The organism is Flavobacterium panici (assembly GCF_903819335.1).
In the GTDB taxonomy this organism is placed as follows: Bacteria; Bacteroidota; Bacteroidia; order Flavobacteriales; family Flavobacteriaceae; genus Flavobacterium; species Flavobacterium panici.
Window position 1 is genome coordinate 114,020 of the sequence record NZ_CAIJDE010000032.1, and the last position, 20,449, is coordinate 134,468.

Consider the following 20,449-nt stretch of genomic DNA (forward strand, 5'->3'; position numbering starts at 1 on the left):
AAAACTTTGTAATAAGTTAAAAGCAACATCGAAAAAGCATTGTCATCTTGAGCAAAGTCAAAAGCCTATGGAACTAAAAAGGGCTTCGACTTCGCTCAGCCTGACAGTAAAATAAAATTCCAAATCCTGAAATTTCAAATTCAAATAATAGCTAAAACTTTATTCTTAAACGTTCTGTGCTGTCACTCTGAGCGAAGTCGAAGAGCTTATAATTTTACCTTTTTCAAAAAATCAGATCGGTAAGTATCGCTTAAAATTAAAGTAGTATTTTTATTGTTTTCTTCAATGTGATGCAGTACAATTTCGTTGTGGTTGAAGAATTTTATCGCTTTTACGGCAATGATTTCTTTTTTGTTAATTCGGCAGAAATCGGTTTCAGGTAATTCTTTTAAAAGTGTATCGAATTTTACGTTTTTCAAATTTAAAAAACTTCCGTCGGCAAGTAAAACCGTTTTATCGCGACTGTCACTTACAGCAGTTTTGATGTATTGAACCTGATTAAAATAAAGCAGTGTTTTTCCTTTATCGGTATTTAACTGAATGAATTTTTTGGCCGCATCCGGCTTTTCAAAACGTTCTAAAGCTTTTGAAACTGCTTTTTGCAAACGTTCCAGTTTTACCGGTTTTGTGATGTAATCTACCGCATCGATATTAAAAGCATCAGCGGCATATTCTTTATAGGCGGTACAAAAAATCACTAATTTATTACCAACCATTTCAGCCAGATGAAGTCCGTCCATTCCAGGCATTTCAATATCTGAAATTAGCAAATCAAATTCGAGTTCGGGAATATCAGACAAAAGTTTCTGCGGATTATTGAATGTCTTTATGATTTCCAGTTCAGGAATTTGTTCGCAAAGCATTTTTAAGTACGTTAATCCAGGAATCTCATCGTCCAGAAGCAAGCATTTCAGTTTTGTATTCAAGTAAATCTATTTTTAGGTGGGCAATATAAACATCGTTCTCTACAAATTTATCAAGTTTAAAATTATTCTTGTAAATAATGCGCAGACGATGTTCTAAAGTGGCGTGACCAAAACCGCTTCGCTCTTTTTTCAATACTTTTTTATCTGAAATCTTATTTGAAACGGTCATAGAAAAAGCATTATCACGAAATTCAAAAACTACCGAAATAAAAGCATCGGCACTTTGAAGATCAGCATGTTTAAAGGCATTTTCAATTAAATCAATCGAAATCAAAGGCGCCAGCAAAGGCTGATCGTACAATTTATCATCTTCGTTGATATTGGTTTTGATCTTCAGTTCAAAAAGCGGACTGATTTTGATTTTATTGATTTCGATTAAATTCAATGCGAAATTTATTTCTTCTTTTGCGGTTACGAATTTCTTTTTGCTTTCGTATAAAATATAATCCAGCACATTGGCCAGTTTATCCAGAGCAAAATAAGTTTGATATGCATGCGACTGAATCGAATTCAAAATATTCTTAAACAAATGCGGATTTAGTTTTGACTCTAAATTCTCTAACTGCAAGTCGTTTACTTTTGCTTCGAGCGCATAAAAACTTTTCTCGGCATTATCTTTTGCTTTTTTTGCCTGCGTTAATTGATATATCATAAAACAAATTATGACAATCAACAATAAAAGAATCGCTAGAAATATAAAAGTTGTGGTATTGTTTTCCTGCATTGTTTAAGGATAATTAAAGTTTTTTTTGCCACAGATTACACAGATTCTCACAGATTAAAAATAATTATTTTGATGAAAAAATCCTTTAAATCTGTGAAATCTGTGGCATATATTTTTAGTGACTTGAAACGAATTTCAACCCAATAATAGAAGCAATTAATGTGGTAAGGAAAAATATTCTCCAGAAAGCTGCCGGTTCTTTAAAAATAAAAATCCCGACTAAAACAGTTCCAACTGCTCCAATTCCTGTCCAAACGGCATAAGCGGTTCCAATTGGTAAAGTTTGCGTTGCTTTATACAATAAAATCATACTGATTGAAAGACATACAAAAAATCCAGCCATCCAATAAGTTGATGTAATTCCTGTTGTTTCTTTTGCTTTTCCTAGACACGATGCAAATCCCACTTCAAATAGTCCGGCAATAATCAATAAAATCCAGTTCATTTTCTTTTCATTTTTAAATTAACTGCAAATATGAGAAAAGCTAACGACTAAACAGTGAAAAGAAAGAAATTTATCACAAATTTTTAAGGTGTTGATTTGTGTTAACATTAAGTAAAATACAATCGATTGTTTATGATTTTGAGCAGTTTTCACTACATTTGCAACCATTTTTAAAGATTTTATGAAAAACGCTATTAAAGTTGGGTTCTGGGAGAAATTAGCCCGAATCATACTTAAAAACAGAATCACAATTCTGGTCATCCTTTCTGCTTTAACTATTTTCCTTGGTTACCAATGGAAAAACCTTGCTATGACTTATACTGAAGCAAACCTGCTTCCAAAAGATCATATCGCAAATAAAGAATATCAAAAATTCTTAGACAAGTTTGGCGAAGAAGGAAACCTGGTTGTAATTGGTTTTCAGGATAAAAACTTTTTTACTCCAAAAAATTATGCTGCCTGGAATGAGTTAATGACGGGTTTAAAAAAATCTAAAGAAGTTGATTTAGTTGTTTCACTAAACGATTTAAAAAAACTAGAGAAAGATACCGTTAACGAAAAATTTGTTTTAACGCCATTTATCGATCAAAGCAAAGTTTTAGATCCAGCTTATTTAAAAAGCGTTCAGTACGATTTATTCCATAATTTACCTTTTTATGAAGGATTATTATTCAATAAAGAAAGCGGAAGTGTTCGTTCTGCAATTTATATCAATAAAAAACTAGTAAATACTGCTGAAAGAAAAACTTTTATTCTTGAAAACCTGGTTCCGAAAATCGATAAATTCGAAAAAACAACCGGAATCGATCTTAAAGTTTCGGGAATGCCATACATCAGAACGATCAATGCGGCTGATATGAAAGGCGAAATTGGTCTTTTTATTGGTGCGGCTTTATTGACTGTTTCGTTGATTTTCTTTTTCTTTTTCCGTTCATTCAGAGCGACTTTTATTTCGATTTGTATATTAATTGTCGGAGTAATCTGGTCGTTTGGAACACTTGGTTTGTTTGGTTATAAAATCACGATTTTAACAGCAATTATTCCACCGCTGATTATCGTTATCGGAATTACAAACTGTATTTTCCTAATCAATAAATATCAGCAGGAAATTAAATTACATAATAATCAGGCAAAGGCGCTGCAGCGTGTGATTTCAAAAATTGGAGTTTCTACTTTAATGACGAATTTAACGACTGCGATTGGTTTTGCTACGTTTATGATTACTGGAAATGATCTGCTTTTTGAATTTGGTCTGGTAACTTCAATCAACGTAATTTCTGTTTATTTATTGACACTTTTTATTGTGCCAATTGTATATAGTTTTATGCCATTGCCAAAAGAAAAGCATTTATATCACTTGACTAAAACTTACATTTCGACTTTATTAAATGTGGTTGAAGATGTAGTTAAAACAAAACGCAGATACGTTTATATTGTTTACGGTTTGCTTTTGGTTTTCAGCGTAATTGGAGTTTCACAAATGAAAGTTTCAGGAAGTTTGATTGGTGAAATGCCAAAAAGTGCTTCTTTCTTTAAAGATATTTTATTTTACGAAAAAGAGTTTAACGGAGTTATGCCGCTTGAAATCATGATTGACACCAAAAAGAAAAAAGGTGTTATGAAGGCTTCAACGATTCGTAAAATGGATGAACTGCAAAATACAATTGCTGAAATTCCAGAATTGGCAAAACCTGTTTCCATTGTGAATTTGGTTAAATATTCTAAACAGGCTTTCTACAACGGAAATCCGGAATATTACCAATTACCAACTTCGCAGGAGCAGACTTTTATTTTGAGTTACGCTAAAAACGCAACCAAAAACAGCAAAGAAAATTTAATGAAAGCTTATGTTGATTCAACTGGACAATATGCCCGAATCACAACTTTTATGAAAGATATTGGAACGGACGAAATGGCTAAAGTGGAGAAAAAACTTCACAGCAAAATCGATGAAATTTTCCCAAAAGATCGTTATGAAGTTACCGTTACCGGAAAAGCATTAGTTTTCCAAAAAGGAACTACATATTTGGTAGAAAACTTAATTGAGTCATTAATCTTCGCGATTTTAACGATTGCAATCCTGATTTTGTATTTATTCCGTTCTTTCAAAATGGTAATGGCTTCTGTAATTACAAATGTTTTACCACTTTGTATTACGTCTGGATTAATGGGTTATTTTGGAATTCCATTAAAACCTTCAACCATTTTGGTATTTAGTATCGCCTTCGGAATTTCGGTTGATAATGCGATTCAGTTTATGGCGAAATACAGACATGACTTGCTTCAAAGCGGCGGAAAAGTTAAGAAATCGGTTTTCAGTGCTTTAAGAGAAACTGGAATTAGTACTTTCTATACATCGGTTGTTTTGATTTTAGGTTTTGCGACTTTTACATTATCAAGCTTTAGCGGAACTATTGCGCTTGGAGGATTAATTTCTTGTACACTGGCTTTTGCAATGTTTGCGAACTTAGTTGTATTGCCTTCGCTGGTTTTGACTTTTGAGAAGAAAAAAACTAAGAAAGAGGAATTGGAGAATTTGGAGAAATAGTTTTTTTGCCACTCCCGATAGCTATCGGGATTCACGAATTGACACGAATTAAGATGGTAAAGAAAAGAATTATGGCAATTGCATTACTTTATTTATATAGTAGCAATTGTTTAGCTGAAGGACAATATGGATTAGCGCGATTTGTATCGTTTATTCACATTCTATTTCTTTGTTTGTCTATTTTTATTTACACAATGATTGGAGGAATTATAATAAAATTCATTTTACAAAAATCCAATCTTTTGGTAGAAAATCAAACCCGTAATGCATTTGCTATTTCATTATTAATAGCAATTTTGTTTGCAGTATTTTTTGAAGACGATTTTATATATTACTTATGGAATCAAATATAGTCTCCGAAAAGTTTGTCATTTCGACGAAGGAGAAATCTCACTCGAAACTCGACAATGATTGGTGACTTGCTTTGCGGAATTACTAATGCGATTCCTCGTTCCTCGGAATGACAACTGCATCTAAAATGGTTCTCATGCAACTGAGTGCCCTAGCCCTGATAGAAGCGGCATCCTTTTTCTTGCTCCTTTAGCAAGAAAAAGATATAGCGGATAGCAGGAAACAGCTTCAAAAATTAATTATTATCGTTTATATTTGCAATTCGATATAAAAAACACTGATTTTATTTTAAGCTAAAATCAGAAATCTAAAAATCTAAAATTAAAATGAAACACACAAAGGTTAAAGACTTATTAAACAGTACGACGACGCTACAGGAAGTGAATGCAAAAGGATGGGTGAGAACTTTTAGAAATAATCAGTTCATCGCGCTTAATGACGGTTCTACCATTAATAATATTCAATGTGTTGTTGATTTTGAAAATACACCGGAAGAGACTTTAAAAAGAATCACGACCGGAGCTGCGGTTTCTGTATTTGGAACTTTGGTTGAAAGTAAAGGTGCGGGTCAGAAATACGAAATTCAGGTTACAAAATTAGAAATCCTTGGAGATTCTGATCCTGAAAAATTCCCAATGCAGCCTAAAAAACATACTTTAGAATTTTTACGTACAAATGCACATTTACGTGTACGTACAAATGCTTTTGGAGCGATTATGCGTGTTCGTTCGGTATTGTCTTATGCAGTTCACAAATATTTTCAAGACAAAGGTTTTGTTTACGTAAATACGCCAATTATTACCGGAGCTGATGCTGAAGGTGCTGGAGAAATGTTTCAGGTAACTTCATTGCCACTTGACAATCTTCCAAAAAATGAAGAAGGAAACATTGATTTCAAAAAAGATTTCTTTGGAAAACATACGAACTTAACGGTTTCTGGACAGTTAGAAGGTGAAACTTTTGCTATGGCTTTGGGTCAGATTTATACTTTTGGACCAACTTTTAGAGCAGAGAATTCAAACACTTCTCGTCACTTGGCTGAGTTTTGGATGATCGAGCCGGAAGTTGCTTTCAACGATCTTGATGACAACATGGATCTGGCTGAAGATTTTATTCAGTATGTAATTAAATATGCTTTAGACAATTGTAAAGATGATTTGAAATTCTTAGAAGGAAGACTTCTTGAAGAAGAAAAATCAAAACCACAAGCGGAAAGAAGCGAAATGGCTTTGTTAGAGAAATTGAACTTTGTTTTAGAAAACAACTTCAAACGTGTTTCTTATACAGAAGCAATTGATATCTTAAGAGATTCAACTCCAAATAAAAAGAAAAAGTTCCAATATATCATTGAAGAATGGGGAGCTGATTTACAATCTGAACACGAACGTTATTTAGTTGAAAAACACTTTAAATGTCCGGTAATTTTATACGATTACCCAGCAAACATTAAAGCGTTTTACATGCGTTTGAACGATAACACAGAAGCAGGAAGAGAAACAGTTCGTGCAATGGATATCCTTTTCCCTGGAATTGGAGAAATTGTTGGAGGTTCTGAAAGAGAAGAGCGTTATGATGTTTTGGTTGAAAAAATGAAAGCTCTGGAAATCGACGAAGAAGAATTATACTGGTATTTAGACACCAGAAGATTTGGTTCTGCAACTCACGCAGGTTTCGGTTTAGGATTTGAGCGTTTGGTATTGTTTGTAACAGGAATGACAAACATTAGAGACGTAATTCCTTTCCCTAGAACTCCTGGAAGTGCGGAGTTTTAAAAAGTTGAAAAGTTTCAGGTTTCAAGTTTCAGGTTGTTGGAACTTGAACTAAAATTATAAAATTTGTTTTCAAGTTTCAGGTTTTAAGTTTATCCATTAAGTTGGAAACTTGAAACTTGAAACTTGAAACTTTTAACAAAAACAAATGCTAAAGCAATTTTTAAATTTAAAATTATCCCAAAAATTATCTCCACAGCAAATTCAGCTGATGAAGTTAATTCAATTGCCTACGCAAGCTTTTGAACAGCGTTTATTAGAAGAAATGAACGAAAATCCGGCTCTTGAAGCAGGAAAAGAAGAAGAATACGAAGCGGATGAATTCGCAAATGAAGACTACGACGATTATGATGATGCAGAATCGGACAGAATCGAAGCAGATGATATCAATATTGACGAATACTTAAGCGACGACGATACTCCAGATTACAAAACTCAGGTTAACAATTATAGTGATGATGAAGAACGCGAAACGCCTTTTGCTTCGCCAATTAGTTTTCATCAGGATTTAATCAATCAGCTGAATACTTTTATTTTAAACGATGAAGAACGCGAAATCGCGGAGTTTCTTGTTGGAAGTATTGATGATATGGGTTATATCCGCAGAAGTGTTCCGGATATTGTAGACGATATGGCTTTTACTCAGGGAATTTATACTGATGAAGCAATGGTCGAAAAAATGCTGCATGTCATTCATGAACTTGAACCTTCGGGAGTTGGAGCGCGTGATTTACAGGAATGTTTATTGTTACAATTAAAGCATAAAACGCCAACTGAATATGTTGACTTGGCAATCGATATTATTGAAAATCAGTTTGATGCTTTTACAAAGAAACATTACGACAAATTATTACAGAAATACAGCGTTTCGAACGAACAGCTTAAAAAAGCAATTCACGAAATTGAAAGATTAAATCCAAAACCGGGAGGATCTTTTACTGGAAATAATAAAGTAACTGAAAATGTGGTTCCGGATTTCGCTATCAGAATTGTGGATGGCGAATTGGAACTAACTCTAAACGGGCGAAATGCTCCTTCCCTGCACGTTTCTAAAGATTATCAGGAAATGATGCAGACGTATAAAGATTCTCGTGATAAATCGACGGCACAGAAAGATGCGGTTCAGTTTATCAAACAAAAACTGGATTCGGCTAAATGGTTTATCGATGCGATTAGACAACGTCAGGAAACACTTTTTGTAACGATGAATGCGATTATGCATTATCAGGAAGAATTTTTCCTGGACGGCGACGAAACCAAACTAAAACCAATGATCTTAAAAGATATTGCGGATATGGTTGGTTTGGATATTTCGACGATTTCGCGTGTTGCTAACAGTAAATATGTGGAAACGCCATATGGAACAAAGCTGATTAAAGAATTTTTCTCTGAAGCGATGAAAAATGATCAGGGTGAAGATGTTTCGACTTTAGAAATCAAAAAGATTCTTAAGAATACAATTGAAGAAGAAGACAAAAAGAAACCGCTTCCGGACGATCAATTGGCCGAAATCTTAAAAGAAAAAGGTTATCCAATTGCGAGAAGAACTATTGCAAAATATCGTGAACAACTTGATATTCCGGTTGCGAGAATGAGAAAGAAGATTTAGGTTTTTCTTTTTTAAACCATATAAGAAATATAAGTTCATTTAAAATAATAAACCCGATAGATTTTAAATCTATCGGGTTTATTATTTCCACATAATCATCGCACGTCAAACCGGATTAAAATCCGGCTACAATATATATCGAGCCTCTGGCTCTTTCAAAGTTCCGAAGGAACGAATTATTTTGTAGAGCTGGACTTCAGTCCAGTTTACATCAATTGAGATTATTCATCATCCATTAATCAAACGTTCCTATGGAACGTATAACTCGCAAAACAAATATTTTTCTACCAATGAAACATTCCTACGGAATGAATATTTCCTTTTAAAAACAACAAATCCGATAGGTTTTTAAAAAATCGGGTTGTGCTTTTACACATCATTACATCTTAAACTGGACTGAAGTCCAGCCCTACAATATGTATCGAGCCTCTGGCTCTTTCTTAGTTCCGAAGGAACGAATTATTTTGTAGAGCTGGATTTCAGTCCAGTTTACATTAATTGAGATTATTTGTTATTCCGTAGGAATATCTGGTTGGTAGAAAAAAAAATAGCGTTTGGCATTGTGTCCCTTCGGGACACTTGGTTTTTTATATTAAAACGATGTCTGTTATATTAATCAAACGTTTCTACGGAACGTATACCTCACAAATCCAATATTTTTCTACCGATGAAACATTCCTATGGAATGTATGGAATGGAATGACTTCTAAAAAACAACAAACCCGACAGGTTTTAAAAACCTGTCGGGTTTACCAATTTGTAAAAGTTCAAATTATTTATATTGATCCGGTAATATCTTCACCGTAAACAAAAATCTTTTCTTTTTATCACTATAACTATAAATCAAAGTATAATCATTATCTCTAAAAACCTGAAGTCCCGGATTTGCTTTTGCTGTACTTAAAAGACTTTTCTCAATTTCGTCTTGTATAACATTAACCTCAGCGACGTCTTTTTCTACATTTAGCAATGTCAAATTGTATTGAACAACTCTTTCTTCATGTAAACTAACACTATCTAAACGAATGCCTTCCTGAATTTTTAGCGGACAACTTTTATTATATTTTTCAACTAATTCTGTTATTTCAGTGCTTACCTCATCTGCTTTTTCAGAAAGAAAAAATTGAAAATAAACAGCTAAAGCCACCGCAATTCCAATCACAACTAATAGTAAGATATTCTGTTTTCTCATACTTTGCTTTTCTTGTATTGGTTATTAAAGTTAAATAGAATTTAGATTTATTTTTCCTGGTTTTTTTTCATGGCTTTAAAATAGGCAGCACGGCTTAGCGGCTCATATTCTTCAGTTTCACCAAGCATTACCAATTTATCATTATCCGTTTTACGGAAACTGTAATTCGCAAGATTTCCGGTTCTGGTGCAAACAGCGTGAACTTTCGTTACATATTCGGCAGTAGCCATAAGTGCCGGCATTGGTCCAAAAGGGTTTCCTTTAAAATCCATATCAAGACCTGCAACTATCACACGAATTCCCTGATTAGCAAGATCATTACAAACTGTAACAATTTCATCATCAAAAAACTGAGCTTCGTCAATACCAATCACGTCACAGCCTTGAGCTAAAATAGCAATATTAGCTGCAGCCGGAACTGGTGTAGAACGAATTTCGTTGGCATCGTGAGATACCACCAATTCGTCATGATATCGGGTATCAATTGCGGGTTTAAAAATTTCGACTCTTTGTTTGGCAAACTGGGCGCGTTTTAATCTGCGGATTAATTCCTCGGTTTTACCCGAAAACATTGATCCACAAATAACTTCAATCCAACCAAATTGTTCTTTGTGATTTACTGTATTTTCGAGAAACATTTTGTATTTTTCTGCCTTTAAAAATGAATAGTTTTTATTACTTTGTACTGGTAATAAATCGACGTAAAAATGTGCTGTTTTACATTTTTTCAAAAGTAGAAAATTTTTATCAAATCAGGGATTGGCAGACGCTTATTAACAGAAATAAAAAATATCTTTAAAATATCTGTCCGTTTTCCTTAAGAATAAAGACATTCAAGCATCAAATACACTAAAATACCTTATTCACTATAATTTCAACAGTTATGAAAAAAAAATTGGAAGCCGATTTAATCAGCATTGCACATCGAATTTTAAAACTTAAAAATAAATCCGATATCAATCAATTATATCTTGAAACTCAGAAATTATACGAGAAATTAGCGATTTTAAAATTTGTCGATGAAAATTTTGACGAGGTAAAACCAACAATCAGCCACAGCGAAATCAGTTCTGAAATTGAAACTATTTTTGAAAAAGAAGAAATTCAGACAGAAACTATTGCTGCTCCGGCTATTGTTGAAGAAGTTAAAGCTGAAGAAACTGCTGAAGTTCCAGTTGTTGAAGAAATTAAAGAAGAAGAAACTCCTGAACCTGCGATTATCGAAGAAATAACAGCAGAAATTCCTGAAGAGACAATTTCTGAACCTGTTCAGGAAACCGTTGAAATACCTGTTGAAGAAAAAATAGAAGAGCCAATTGCTGCAGAAATTCCTCAGCCAGAAGTTGTAGAAGAAGTTGAAAAGGCAGAAGATTCAAAAAACAATCTTGAAGAACTTTCGTTTACGACTGTAAATAATTTAAAACCAATTCCGGATTTCAAACCTGCTTTTGAGTTAGACACAGAAGAAATAAAAGAGGAAACTAAAGAAGAACCTAAAACAGAATCAAAAGGAACTCCTATTCCAATTGCATTTGAGGATTTCGGGATCAATTATGCCGATGCACAATTTGTAAAAGTGGATAGTTTCGAACCTGTTTCTTCTTCAAACAATGATTTAAAAGAGAAAAAGAATTTTGAAATCCCAGTTTTAGAAACCCCAAAAGAACCAAAGTCAGTTTCTTTAAACGAAAAATTAGCAAAAGGTTTCCATATTGATTTGAATGATAGAATCGCTTTTACAAAAAATCTCTTCGGAAACAGTACAGAAGATTACAGTCGCGTTTTAAACCAATTATTAACTTTTGATTCTTATGCAGAAGCAAAGGATTTTATCGAAAACATGGTAAAACCGGATTATAACAATTGGGAAGGAAAAGACGATTATGCAGAACGTTTCCTTGGAATTATTGAGAAAAAATTTGCTTAAAAAATAAAACACAGATTTCACGAATTAACACGAATTTTTTCTTTGTGAAATTTTTAAAAGCACTTATAATCTGTGTTAATTCGTGAAATTCGTGTTATAATATAAAAAATATGTCAAAATTATATATCGTTCCAACGCCAATTGGCAATCTTGAAGACATGACTTTTAGAGCCATTCGGGTTTTGAAAGAAGTCGATTTGATTTTGGCTGAGGACACCAGAACAAGCGGAAAACTGCTAAAGCATTTTGAAATTGGTACGCACATGCACAGCCATCATATGCACAACGAACACAAAACAACCGAAAATTTAATTGCACGTTTGAAAGCTGGCGAAACCATCGCTTTAATTTCTGACGCAGGAACTCCGGCAATTTCAGATCCTGGATTTTTGTTAACTCGCGCTTGTGTCGAAAATAAAATTGAAGTAGAATGTTTACCTGGCGCAACCGCTTTTGTTCCAGCACTTGTAAACAGCGGACTCCCAAATGATAAATTTATTTTTGAAGGTTTTCTGCCTGATAAAAAAGGACGTCAGACTCGATTTTTGGCTTTAGCCGAAGAGACCCGAACGATGATTTTATATGTTTCTCCGCATAAATTAGTCAAAACTTTAAGTGAATTTATTCAATATTTTGGAGAAGACAGACAAGTCTGCGTGTCAAGAGAATTATCAAAATTACACGAAGAAAATGTACGCGGAACCGCAAAAGAAGTTCTCGCACATTTCGAAAAAACAGCTCCGCGTGGCGAAATTGTCGTGGTCGTTGCCGGAAAAACAATAACAAAAGAAGCTAAGAAAAGTAAATTTTCTAAAGACGAAGAAGAATAAAAAACAATATTGGCCACAGATTTCACAGATTAACACAGATTATATTTAAGCTTGCCACGAATTACACCAATTAGCACGAATTAAATTAGTGGAAATTCGTGTAATTCGTGTAATTCGTGTAATTCGTGGCAAAAAAAATCTTTTTTTAATCCTTTTAATCTGTCGCAAAAAAATCAAATTATAATCATGAGCATACAAGCATTTTTAGAAAAAGTAAAACAAACTCCAACCCAAATAACATTTCCTGAAACTATTGCAGTAATCGAAGAAAATTACAACTTTACACCAACTGCTTTTCAAAATGGAACACAGCATAATGCTGCCGGAGAAAATTCAGGTTCTTGTAAATTATTTTCTTTTGCAAAATTGCAGAACTTAAACAAAGAAGAAACTTTAGCTTGTTTTGGAGCTTTCTATTTTGAAGAAGTTTTAGGAGATCCAAACGGAACCAATCACCAAAACATTAGAAATTTCATCAACTTGGGCTGGGACGGAATTAAGTTTGAAGGAAATGCCTTGGAACTGAAATAAATACTAATACCTTTTTAAAATGAAGGAAAGATTAAAAGAAATCCCAATTATAATATTTCTGCTTATAATTGGCATTCCTTTGTGTATATTATTCTTTCCTGTAATTCTGGTTTATTTGATATTTGAATTTTTTCAAAAAAAAGGATCCAAAAAAAGATATAGCAATTATTTAATATCGATCGAAGGAAAAAAATTCTTTTGTTACAACAATCGCAAAAACAATCATCATTATATCGAAAAAAATATTATTCCAAATCTCACTAATGACATTGAACCGATTTTTCTTGAAGGTAAACGAATTAGAAATGAAGATAACCGGGAATATCTTTCACATATGTTACTAAACGTTTCTAAACGAAAAGGATTTCCATATATAATTAAAATTAGCAATGGAAAAGCGTTAGACATATCAATGAACAATGAATTTTACAATTTCAAAAGTCAAAATAAAAATCCTGAAGATTTAATAGTTTTAATAAACGCTAGTTTTGAGAATCTAAAATCTGAAGTCTAAAATCTACAATTAAAAAATGCGTTGGACCATAAAACCAAAACCTTCTGAAGATAAAATCAAACATTTGGCGCAAGCCCTAAATGTAGAAGATTTTGTAGCAACACTTTTGATTCAGCGTGGCATTGATACATTTGAAGATGCCAAGAATTTCTTTCGCCCGTCATTAGAACATCTTCACGATCCATATTTAATGAAAGATATGGACAAAGCTGTTGCAAGAATCGAAAGCGCCATTGAAAATCAGGAAAACATTTTGGTTTTTGGCGATTATGATGTTGACGGGACAACAGCTGTTTCTTTAGTTTCCTCCTATTTAAAATCACATTATTCCCATATTGCCACTTACATTCCAGATCGCTATGATGAAGGTTATGGTATTTCGTATAAAGGAATTGACTATGCAGACGATAACGGAATTTCTTTAATTATCGCACTCGACTGCGGAATAAAATCAATTGATCATATCGCTTACGCGAAAGCAAAAAACATCGACTTTATTATTTGTGATCACCACAGACCTGGGGAATTTCTTCCAGATGCTGTTGCCATTTTAGATCCAAAAAGAGAAGACTGTTCCTATCCTTACGACGAATTATGCGGCTGCGGTGTTGGTTTTAAATTGATTCAGGCTTTAGGACAAAACCGAAATGAAACTATCGAAGATTTGGTTCCCTATCTGGATTTAGTTGCCACGGCAATTGCTGCAGATATTGTTCCCATAACGGGAGAAAATCGTGTTCTCGCTTATTTCGGTTTGAAAGTAATTAATAGCGAACCAAGACCTGGAATTAAAGCTCTGGTTCATCAGGTAAAAAAGAAAGTTTTAGATATTACCGATGTTGTTTTTATTATTTCTCCCCGAATTAATGCTGCCGGAAGAATCAAACATGGAAATCATGCGGTTGAATTATTAACCGAATTTGATTTTGAGCAAGCGCAGCAATTCGCCTCAGAAATTGAACAATACAACGCAGACCGAAAAGATTTAGATAAAAAAATCACGAAAGAAGCGTTTCAGCAAATTCTGGAAAATAAAGAAGAAGAACGTTTTTCTACTGTTGTTTTTCAGGAAGACTGGCACAAAGGCGTTATCGGGATTGTGGCTTCAAGATTAATTGAAACTTATTATCGCCCGACTTTGGTTTTTACTAAAAGCGGAGATAAATATGCCGCCTCTGCCCGATCTGTAAAAGGGTTTGATGTTTATAATGCACTCGATGCGTGTTCCCAACATTTGGAACAATTTGGAGGTCATATGTATGCCGCCGGAATGACTTTAAAAGCCGAAAATTATCAGCTTTTTAAAGAAGCTTTTGAGAAATGTGTACAGGAAACTATTTTACCGGAAATGCGAACTCCGGAAATCGAAATTGATGCTGAAATAAATTTCTCCGATATTACACCAAAACTGATTCGGATTTTAAAACAATTTGAGCCATTTGGTCCGCAGAATATGACGCCGGTTTTTATGACTTCGGATATAAAAGATACGGGTTACGCTAAAACGTTGGGCGCAGAAGAAGAGCATTTAAGACTTTTCGTTAAACAATCTAATTCCGACGGAATTGCTGCCATTGGCTTCGGACTCGGAAAAAAACTCAATATAGCACAAAATCAAAATCTGTTTCAATTGGCTTATACAATTGCCGAAAATGAATGGAACGGAACTATTTCAACACAGCTTATGCTGAAAGACATTAGAACAAATGACAACTAAATCAAACAAGCCAGATCCGTATCAGGCACTTCGCTACAGAGAATTCAATGTGTTTTTATTACTTCGTTTCTGCATGGTTTTTGCCTGGGCGATGCAGTTTATCGTGATTGAATGGGAAGTTTACAGTTTAACTAAAAACCCACTTTCGCTGGGAATTATTGGTTTAATGGAAGTTATTCCTGCTGTTTCGATGGCATTGTTTGCGGGACATATTGTAGACCAAAAAGAAAAGAAAGGATTACTCGTAAAATGTATTTTTGGATTTTCGGTAATTAGTTTTGGACTGTTTTTACTGACCTGGCCAAAAGTAGTTGGCGATTGGTCTCCAACTGTTATTTTATATTCCATTTATACTTTAGTCTTTTTGGGCGGATTAGTTAGAGCTTTTCTTGGGCCAACTATTTTCTCTCTATTATCACTTATTATTCCTAAAAAAGCATATCCAAATGCTGCTACCTGGAGTAGTTCTGTTTGGCAGATTGGAGCCGTGATGGGCCCGGCGCTGGCTGGATTTTCAATTAACTGGATTGGGGTTCACTGGTCAATGTGCCTTGTTTTCGGATTTTCTCTTCTTTCATTAGCAGCTTTATCACAAATCAGTACAAAACCAATCATCAATCCGAAGATTGGAGAATCAATAAAAGACAGTCTTACAGAAGGTTTAACTTTTGTATTTAAAAATCAAATTGTTTTAGGTGCTTTATCGCTTGATATGATCGCTGTACTTTTTGGAGGTGCAGTTGCTTTATTACCCGTTTTTGCGCAGGATATTTTAAAAGTCGGTCCTGAAGGATTTGGTATATTAAGAGCCGCGCCTGCAGTTGGATCTTTTATTACAATGCTCGTTTCTGCTTATGTGCCTTTATACAAAAATGCAGGAAAGAAACTTTTAGTCGCCATATTTGTTTTCGGATTATCAATCATCTTATTTGGTCTTTCTACGTCGCTCTGGCTTTCGGTTTTTGCTTTATTTTTAAGCGGACTTGCCGACGGAATTTCTGTAGTAATTCGTCAGACCATTTTACAGCTTAAAACTCCGGATCACATGCGCGGACGTGTTGGTGCCGTAAATTCAATTTTTGTTGGATCTTCTAATGAATTAGGTGCTTTTGAAAGTGGTGCAACTGCTAAATTGATGGGAACGGTTACATCGGTTATTTTTGGAGGAAGCATCACACTTTTGACGGTTTTAGGTTTTGGTTTTATATCTCCTACTTTTAGAAATTTAGATCTTAAAAAAGATATGGATGATCATCATAATCAGGAGTAATGGCGAAAATTAAAAATATAATTTTAAGAATACATCTTGCAACATTAATTATACTTTTAATTAATTTAATAATTAATGTTGTTTTCGAAATTAGCTTAATTGCCAATATCCGTTTAGTTCTTAAAATTCTACTTTATGTTTCAGCTTGCATCTTGTTCTTTTATTATGTGAAGCCATTTAAAAAAAGGGCTTTATACTTTTCAATTTATATCTTCTCTCCAGTTTTCATTTTTTTCAGCTGGTTGATCAATAAAACTTTGGGAACTACTTTAGCATCAATTTTTATTTTTTGCTTTTGCACCCAAAATGATATAAGATTTGAAAATGAAAAAATTCAAATTAAAAAGGAGTTTCGAGGATTGGAAGAATGTTGTACTTATAAAGTAACTCAAGAAAAATATTATTTATTTGAAAAGAAATTATCTGAATTTCAATTTGAAAGGAATCTATATTTTAGAAAAGAAGATATTAAAATTAAAACTGACACTTTAAAAATGGATCTCATTTTAAAGTATTATGACGAAAAAGATCATCACTATTTTGCAAAAGACACTACTATATATACTTTATTGAAATAAAAATTCAAATTGATTCGAATTCAAAAATGAAACAAATACTCTTTACTTTTCTTTTTGTAATATCTTTTTTCGCAAGCGGTCAAAATCTTTATATCAAAACATACGGAAACGAAAAGAATAAACCGCTTATTTTTATTCATGGAGGCCCAAGTGGCAATGCAACTTTATTTGAAGGAACAACAGCTCAAAATCTGGCTGATCAAGGTTTTTATGTTATTGCATACGATCGAAGAGGTGAAGGAAGATCTGCAGATCCTGATGCGAAGTTTACTTATGAAGAAGCTTTTCAGGATTTAAATTCAATCTATAAAAAATACCATTTAAAGAAAGCGGTTTTACTTAGCCATAGTTTTGGCGGTTTAGTTGCTACACTTTATACCAATAAATATCCGCAGAATGTAAGCGCTTTGGTTTTGGCCGGAGCATTATTTTCTCAGCAGGAAACTTACGACCATATTTTAAATTCTATAAAGAAAATTCATGACGGCGATTCTAAAACACTAAATAAAATAGCTTACATAGAAAAACTAGATAAAAATTCTGCCGGATATAGAAAACATTGTTTTGACTTGGCAAGTGATGAAAATTATTTTAAAATGCCAAAACCCACCAAGGCATCAAAAAAATTATATGCTGATTATGAAGCTGGAGAATTTTTTAAAACCAACATTCGGAACAAAAATGCACCTTTGCTTTTTTATCAAAACGAAAAGCAAAATAACATCGACAGCAGGCCTTTTTTAAAGAAAATTAAAGCCAAAAGAATTCCAATTTTCGCTATTTACGGAAAACAAGACGGTATTTTCTCTTCGGCACAAATTACTTCGATAAAAAACCTGGCTGGCAAAGATCACTTCGCATTTCTGGATAATTGTTCCCATTATCTTTTTGTTGATCAACAAGTTGAATTTCTTTCCAAAATAAATAAATGGCTTAAATAGTTTTTTAAACCATATAAGTGATATAAGGTAATTTAAGTTTTATGTTTAATATTTATTAAATGAACTTATATAACTTATATGGTTTAATATTTTTTCATTTTTTTGATTTTTTTATTTAGAATTAATATAAATAATATTTATATTTGTTGAAATAAAAGGATTTACGATGAGAGAAATAGAGAAGATATATCATAACAATTTTGGAATAGCCTTTTACTGGAAACAAAATAATCAAACCATTTTGGACAAGGTGCAATTGGTTTTTAAAGAAACAGGCTTTTATTTCAGTCTATCAGAATTGAACCAGTTTTGTGATTTAATCGAAGACAGTATGATGGAAAATACTTGTTGCGAAGCTTGCGAAATGAAATATTCCTGCCATAAATTTTTATTGAAAACGCCTTGCAATTCAATAGATCTTGCTGTTTCGATGACGGAACTGAAATCAATTAAAGATTTAGTTGAAGGTTCTTTATTTAAAATTGAATTAGATGAATATGTTTACGGAGTTGGCTTAAACTAGAAACATTCTAAATATTTTAACACCATTTTTTCATTATTCAAATATATTTTGATTGTATTCAAAATAAAGTATATTTACAACAATGAAAAAAATTGGCATTCTTTTTACCCTTGTTGTTTTATCAGTTTTCTTTACTAACTGCAGCAACAAATCTGATGAATATATTGATCCGCGCGGAACTGACTATGCCGGTTCTGAAAGCTGTATTCAATGTCATCAGGTTCAATATAACATGGCATTGCAGAGTTCTCACTTTAAAGCAACTGCTCCCGCAATTTCAGAAAATGTTTTAGGCGATTTTGACAAAGGCGATCATACTTTTATTTATGACAAAAACACCAAATTAGTCATGGAAAAACGTAACGATAGTCTTTATCAGGTTTTATATAAAAACGGAAAAGAAGTCGAAGCGCATCCATTTGATATTGTTTTTGGAGTAAAACACGCGCAGACTTCTGTTTACTGGCGTAATAATAATACATACGAATTACCTGTTTCTTATTACAATTCTATACATAATTGGGCAACAAGTCCGGGATTTCCTGCTGATAAACCTTATTTTGACCGAATGGTAGTTAAAGATTGTTATTCGTGCCATGCATCAAATGCCAGCAGCAGAAGCGTCAATCAAAATTCTGAGGAGAAAAATTTTCTATCGATGGATGTTGAAGATATTATCGATAAAAAAACCATTATTTACGGAATTGATTGTGAGCGCTGCCATGGTCCGGCAAAAAAACACGTTGATTTTCATTTAAAAAATCCAAATGTAAAAGTTGCAAACAGCATTACCAGTTTTAAAACTTTAAACAGACAGCAAAAACTGGATGCCTGTGCGCTTTGCCACGCTGGAAATGACGGAATGAAAATGAAATCACGTTTTGAATTTAAACCGGGAGATAATTTATCTGAGTTTTATCGTGAAACCAGAAGTATTAACGATACAGCCAATTTTGATGTTCATGGAAATCAGTTTCGTTTGATGGCGCAAAGCAAGTGTTTTATAAACAGCGAAAAAATGGATTGTATTACATGTCATAATCCGCATGAAAATGCTTCTAAGAATATGGCATCGTATTCTAAAATTTGTATGACTTGTCATCAAGGTTTAAAACACAATGAAAAAACACTAAAAATAATGCCTGAGAAATTAATGGCCGATAATTGTGTAGAATGTCATATGCCGAAAAAAACATCAGGAGCAATTAAATTTCAGCTTTCAAACAGTAAACAACTTTCAGAATATATTCTGAGAACACATAAAATTGGTATTTATCCAATGGAAAAAAAGTAATTACGATTCGAATTTTTGAAGTTCAAAAGTTTCGCCGTCAAAAACTCCATAAGTAAAATATCCAATCCAGTCACCCAGATTTACGTAGTTTGAATCCTCGCCTACCGGAATTATCATTGGTAAATGACGATGTCCGAAAATAAAGTAATTGTAATGTTTGGTTTCTAATTTACGTTTGGCGTATAAAACCAGCCATTCGTTTTCTTCACCTAAAAATTTTACGTCTTCGTCACCGGAAATTAGTTTGTTTTTTACTGATAAATATTGTGCTAAACTTACACCAACATCTGGATGAAGCCAGCGAAATAACCATTTTGAAAACGGATTTGTAAATACCTTTTTCATTCGTTTATAACCTTTATCGCCAGGACCTTTTCCGTCGCCGTGACCAATTAAAAAGGTTTTTCCGTTAAAAGTAAATTCTTTATTGTCGTGGTAAACCGGGATATTTAATTCGGTTTGAAAATAATCATTCATCCATAAATCGTGATTTCCAACGAAAAAATAAATCGGAATGCCGCTGTCGCGAATTTCAGCCAGTTTTCCTAAAACACGAACAAAACCTTTTGGAACAACAGTTTTGTATTCGAACCAAAAATCAAATAAATCACCTAATAAAAAAATCGCTTCGGCATCTTCTTTAACTTTATCAAGCCAAGCCACAAATTTTTGCTCACGCGGCAGGCTCAACTCGGGAGTTGGCGCACCAAAATGTTGATCTGAAGCAAAATATACTTTTTTCATTTAGATTATTAGATAA

Annotated in this window: 21 protein-coding genes; 15 read left to right on the plus strand and 6 right to left on the minus strand. The window is 33.4% G+C overall.

From position 1 onward, the window contains the following. Positions 1 to 206: 206 nt before the first annotated feature. The 3 genes from FLAPXU55_RS05450 to FLAPXU55_RS05460 form a co-directional block, all read right to left on the minus strand. On the minus strand, positions 207 to 926 hold the full coding sequence (locus FLAPXU55_RS05450; RefSeq protein ID WP_180856889.1) for a LytR/AlgR family response regulator transcription factor: 720 nt from the start codon (positions 924 to 926) through the stop codon (positions 207 to 209). Further along, positions 889 to 1,650 (minus strand): sensor histidine kinase, encoded by a 762-nt coding sequence (locus FLAPXU55_RS05455; protein ID WP_180856890.1) that lies wholly within the window; start codon positions 1,648 to 1,650, stop codon positions 889 to 891. The genes FLAPXU55_RS05450 and FLAPXU55_RS05455 overlap by 38 nt, the downstream gene beginning before the upstream one ends. A gap of 115 nt (positions 1,651 to 1,765) precedes the next feature. Then, positions 1,766 to 2,095, minus strand: coding sequence for a DMT family transporter (locus FLAPXU55_RS05460; protein WP_180856891.1), 330 nt, complete (start codon positions 2,093 to 2,095; stop codon positions 1,766 to 1,768). A 181-nt stretch (positions 2,096 to 2,276) separates the two neighbouring features. Between FLAPXU55_RS05460 and FLAPXU55_RS05465 the strand changes: the two genes are divergently transcribed. The 5 genes from FLAPXU55_RS05465 (at position 2,277) to FLAPXU55_RS05485 (ending at position 9,179) form a co-directional block, all read left to right on the plus strand. After that, positions 2,277 to 4,643, plus strand: a complete 2,367-nt coding sequence (locus FLAPXU55_RS05465) for an efflux RND transporter permease subunit (protein WP_180856892.1) — start codon at positions 2,277 to 2,279, stop codon at positions 4,641 to 4,643. 71 nt (positions 4,644 to 4,714) lie between these two features. Further along, the gene (locus FLAPXU55_RS05470) at positions 4,715 to 4,996 is read left to right on the plus strand and encodes a hypothetical protein (protein WP_180856893.1); all 282 of its coding nucleotides are present in this window, start codon (positions 4,715 to 4,717) and stop codon (positions 4,994 to 4,996) included. Between the two features lie 324 nt (positions 4,997 to 5,320). Next, positions 5,321 to 6,766, plus strand: a complete 1,446-nt coding sequence (gene asnS / locus FLAPXU55_RS05475) for an asparagine--tRNA ligase (RefSeq protein WP_180856894.1) — start codon at positions 5,321 to 5,323, stop codon at positions 6,764 to 6,766. A gap of 145 nt (positions 6,767 to 6,911) precedes the next feature. Beyond that, the gene (gene rpoN, locus FLAPXU55_RS05480; protein ID WP_053473445.1) at positions 6,912 to 8,372 is read left to right on the plus strand and encodes an RNA polymerase factor sigma-54; all 1,461 of its coding nucleotides are present in this window, start codon (positions 6,912 to 6,914) and stop codon (positions 8,370 to 8,372) included. Between the two features lie 600 nt (positions 8,373 to 8,972). Next, positions 8,973 to 9,179, plus strand: coding sequence for a hypothetical protein (locus FLAPXU55_RS05485; RefSeq protein WP_180856895.1), 207 nt, complete (start codon positions 8,973 to 8,975; stop codon positions 9,177 to 9,179). Here FLAPXU55_RS05485 and FLAPXU55_RS05490 read toward each other — a convergent pair. After that, entirely contained in the window at positions 9,145 to 9,564 is a 420-nt protein-coding gene (locus FLAPXU55_RS05490) for a hypothetical protein (RefSeq protein WP_180856896.1), read from the minus strand. The two genes, FLAPXU55_RS05485 and FLAPXU55_RS05490, sit on opposite strands and share 35 nt — an antisense overlap. Positions 9,565 to 9,611: 47 nt before the next feature. Continuing rightward, positions 9,612 to 10,202: a thymidine kinase gene (locus tag FLAPXU55_RS05495; protein WP_053473446.1), complete on the minus strand. Its 591-nt coding sequence runs from the start codon at positions 10,200 to 10,202 to the stop codon at positions 9,612 to 9,614. A 245-nt stretch (positions 10,203 to 10,447) separates the two neighbouring features. Between FLAPXU55_RS05495 and FLAPXU55_RS05500 the strand changes: the two genes are divergently transcribed. The 10 genes from FLAPXU55_RS05500 (at position 10,448) to FLAPXU55_RS05545 (ending at position 19,689) form a co-directional block, all read left to right on the plus strand. After that, positions 10,448 to 11,491, plus strand: coding sequence for a hypothetical protein (locus FLAPXU55_RS05500; RefSeq protein ID WP_180856897.1), 1,044 nt, complete (start codon positions 10,448 to 10,450; stop codon positions 11,489 to 11,491). A gap of 110 nt (positions 11,492 to 11,601) precedes the next feature. Next, on the plus strand, positions 11,602 to 12,321 hold the full coding sequence (gene rsmI, locus FLAPXU55_RS05505) for a 16S rRNA (cytidine(1402)-2'-O)-methyltransferase (protein WP_180856898.1): 720 nt from the start codon (positions 11,602 to 11,604) through the stop codon (positions 12,319 to 12,321). Positions 12,322 to 12,507: 186 nt separating this feature from the next. Continuing rightward, complete coding sequence (locus FLAPXU55_RS05510; RefSeq protein ID WP_053473276.1) at positions 12,508 to 12,852, plus strand: HopJ type III effector protein; 345 nt, start codon at positions 12,508 to 12,510, stop codon at positions 12,850 to 12,852. A 19-nt stretch (positions 12,853 to 12,871) separates the two neighbouring features. Next, positions 12,872 to 13,366: a hypothetical protein gene (locus FLAPXU55_RS05515; protein WP_180856899.1), complete on the plus strand. Its 495-nt coding sequence runs from the start codon at positions 12,872 to 12,874 to the stop codon at positions 13,364 to 13,366. 16 nt (positions 13,367 to 13,382) lie between these two features. Beyond that, positions 13,383 to 15,083: a single-stranded-DNA-specific exonuclease RecJ gene (gene recJ, locus FLAPXU55_RS05520; protein ID WP_053473278.1), complete on the plus strand. Its 1,701-nt coding sequence runs from the start codon at positions 13,383 to 13,385 to the stop codon at positions 15,081 to 15,083. Further along, on the plus strand, positions 15,073 to 16,353 hold the full coding sequence (locus FLAPXU55_RS05525; protein ID WP_180856900.1) for an MFS transporter: 1,281 nt from the start codon (positions 15,073 to 15,075) through the stop codon (positions 16,351 to 16,353). Before recJ ends, FLAPXU55_RS05525 begins: the two co-directional genes overlap by 11 nt. Continuing rightward, a complete protein-coding gene (locus FLAPXU55_RS05530) occupies positions 16,353 to 16,931 on the plus strand; it encodes a hypothetical protein (RefSeq protein ID WP_180856901.1) in 579 nt (192 codons plus the stop codon). The genes FLAPXU55_RS05525 and FLAPXU55_RS05530 overlap by 1 nt, the downstream gene beginning before the upstream one ends. Before the next feature lie 26 nt (positions 16,932 to 16,957). After that, positions 16,958 to 17,872, plus strand: coding sequence for an alpha/beta fold hydrolase (locus FLAPXU55_RS05535; RefSeq protein ID WP_180856902.1), 915 nt, complete (start codon positions 16,958 to 16,960; stop codon positions 17,870 to 17,872). 166 nt (positions 17,873 to 18,038) lie between these two features. Further along, positions 18,039 to 18,395, plus strand: coding sequence for a hypothetical protein (locus FLAPXU55_RS05540; protein ID WP_180856903.1), 357 nt, complete (start codon positions 18,039 to 18,041; stop codon positions 18,393 to 18,395). Positions 18,396 to 18,477: 82 nt separating this feature from the next. Beyond that, entirely contained in the window at positions 18,478 to 19,689 is a 1,212-nt protein-coding gene (locus FLAPXU55_RS05545) for a cytochrome c3 family protein (RefSeq protein ID WP_180856904.1), read from the plus strand. Here the strand turns inward: FLAPXU55_RS05545 and FLAPXU55_RS05550 are convergent, their stop codons facing one another. Continuing rightward, complete coding sequence (locus FLAPXU55_RS05550; protein WP_180856905.1) at positions 19,690 to 20,433, minus strand: UDP-2,3-diacylglucosamine diphosphatase; 744 nt, start codon at positions 20,431 to 20,433, stop codon at positions 19,690 to 19,692. Positions 20,434 to 20,449 lie beyond the last annotated feature (16 nt).

Excerpts from the sequence above, each read along its gene's own strand:
- asnS (WP_180856894.1), top strand. The coding sequence starts at position 5,321 with ATGAAACACACAAAGGTTAAAGACTTATTAAACAGTACGACGACGCTA.
- FLAPXU55_RS05465 (WP_180856892.1), top strand. The coding sequence starts at position 2,277 with ATGAAAAACGCTATTAAAGTTGGGTTCTGGGAGAAATTAGCCCGAATC.
- FLAPXU55_RS05530 (WP_180856901.1), top strand. The coding sequence starts at position 16,353 with ATGGCGAAAATTAAAAATATAATTTTAAGAATACATCTTGCAACATTA.
- FLAPXU55_RS05500 (WP_180856897.1), top strand. The coding sequence starts at position 10,448 with ATGAAAAAAAAATTGGAAGCCGATTTAATCAGCATTGCACATCGAATT.
- FLAPXU55_RS05470 (WP_180856893.1), top strand. The coding sequence starts at position 4,715 with ATGGCAATTGCATTACTTTATTTATATAGTAGCAATTGTTTAGCTGAA.
- FLAPXU55_RS05545 (WP_180856904.1), top strand. The coding sequence starts at position 18,478 with ATGAAAAAAATTGGCATTCTTTTTACCCTTGTTGTTTTATCAGTTTTC.
- FLAPXU55_RS05525 (WP_180856900.1), top strand. The coding sequence starts at position 15,073 with ATGACAACTAAATCAAACAAGCCAGATCCGTATCAGGCACTTCGCTAC.
- FLAPXU55_RS05550 (WP_180856905.1), bottom strand. The coding sequence starts at position 20,433 with ATGAAAAAAGTATATTTTGCTTCAGATCAACATTTTGGTGCGCCAACT.
- FLAPXU55_RS05540 (WP_180856903.1), top strand. The coding sequence starts at position 18,039 with ATGAGAGAAATAGAGAAGATATATCATAACAATTTTGGAATAGCCTTT.
- FLAPXU55_RS05495 (WP_053473446.1), bottom strand. The coding sequence starts at position 10,202 with ATGTTTCTCGAAAATACAGTAAATCACAAAGAACAATTTGGTTGGATT.
- FLAPXU55_RS05510 (WP_053473276.1), top strand. The coding sequence starts at position 12,508 with ATGAGCATACAAGCATTTTTAGAAAAAGTAAAACAAACTCCAACCCAA.
- rsmI (WP_180856898.1), top strand. The coding sequence starts at position 11,602 with ATGTCAAAATTATATATCGTTCCAACGCCAATTGGCAATCTTGAAGAC.
- FLAPXU55_RS05490 (WP_180856896.1), bottom strand. The coding sequence starts at position 9,564 with ATGAGAAAACAGAATATCTTACTATTAGTTGTGATTGGAATTGCGGTG.
- FLAPXU55_RS05515 (WP_180856899.1), top strand. The coding sequence starts at position 12,872 with ATGAAGGAAAGATTAAAAGAAATCCCAATTATAATATTTCTGCTTATA.
- FLAPXU55_RS05535 (WP_180856902.1), top strand. The coding sequence starts at position 16,958 with ATGAAACAAATACTCTTTACTTTTCTTTTTGTAATATCTTTTTTCGCA.
- recJ (WP_053473278.1), top strand. The coding sequence starts at position 13,383 with ATGCGTTGGACCATAAAACCAAAACCTTCTGAAGATAAAATCAAACAT.
- rpoN (WP_053473445.1), top strand. The coding sequence starts at position 6,912 with ATGCTAAAGCAATTTTTAAATTTAAAATTATCCCAAAAATTATCTCCA.
- FLAPXU55_RS05455 (WP_180856890.1), bottom strand. The coding sequence starts at position 1,650 with ATGCAGGAAAACAATACCACAACTTTTATATTTCTAGCGATTCTTTTA.
- FLAPXU55_RS05460 (WP_180856891.1), bottom strand. The coding sequence starts at position 2,095 with ATGAACTGGATTTTATTGATTATTGCCGGACTATTTGAAGTGGGATTT.
- FLAPXU55_RS05485 (WP_180856895.1), top strand. The coding sequence starts at position 8,973 with ATGTCTGTTATATTAATCAAACGTTTCTACGGAACGTATACCTCACAA.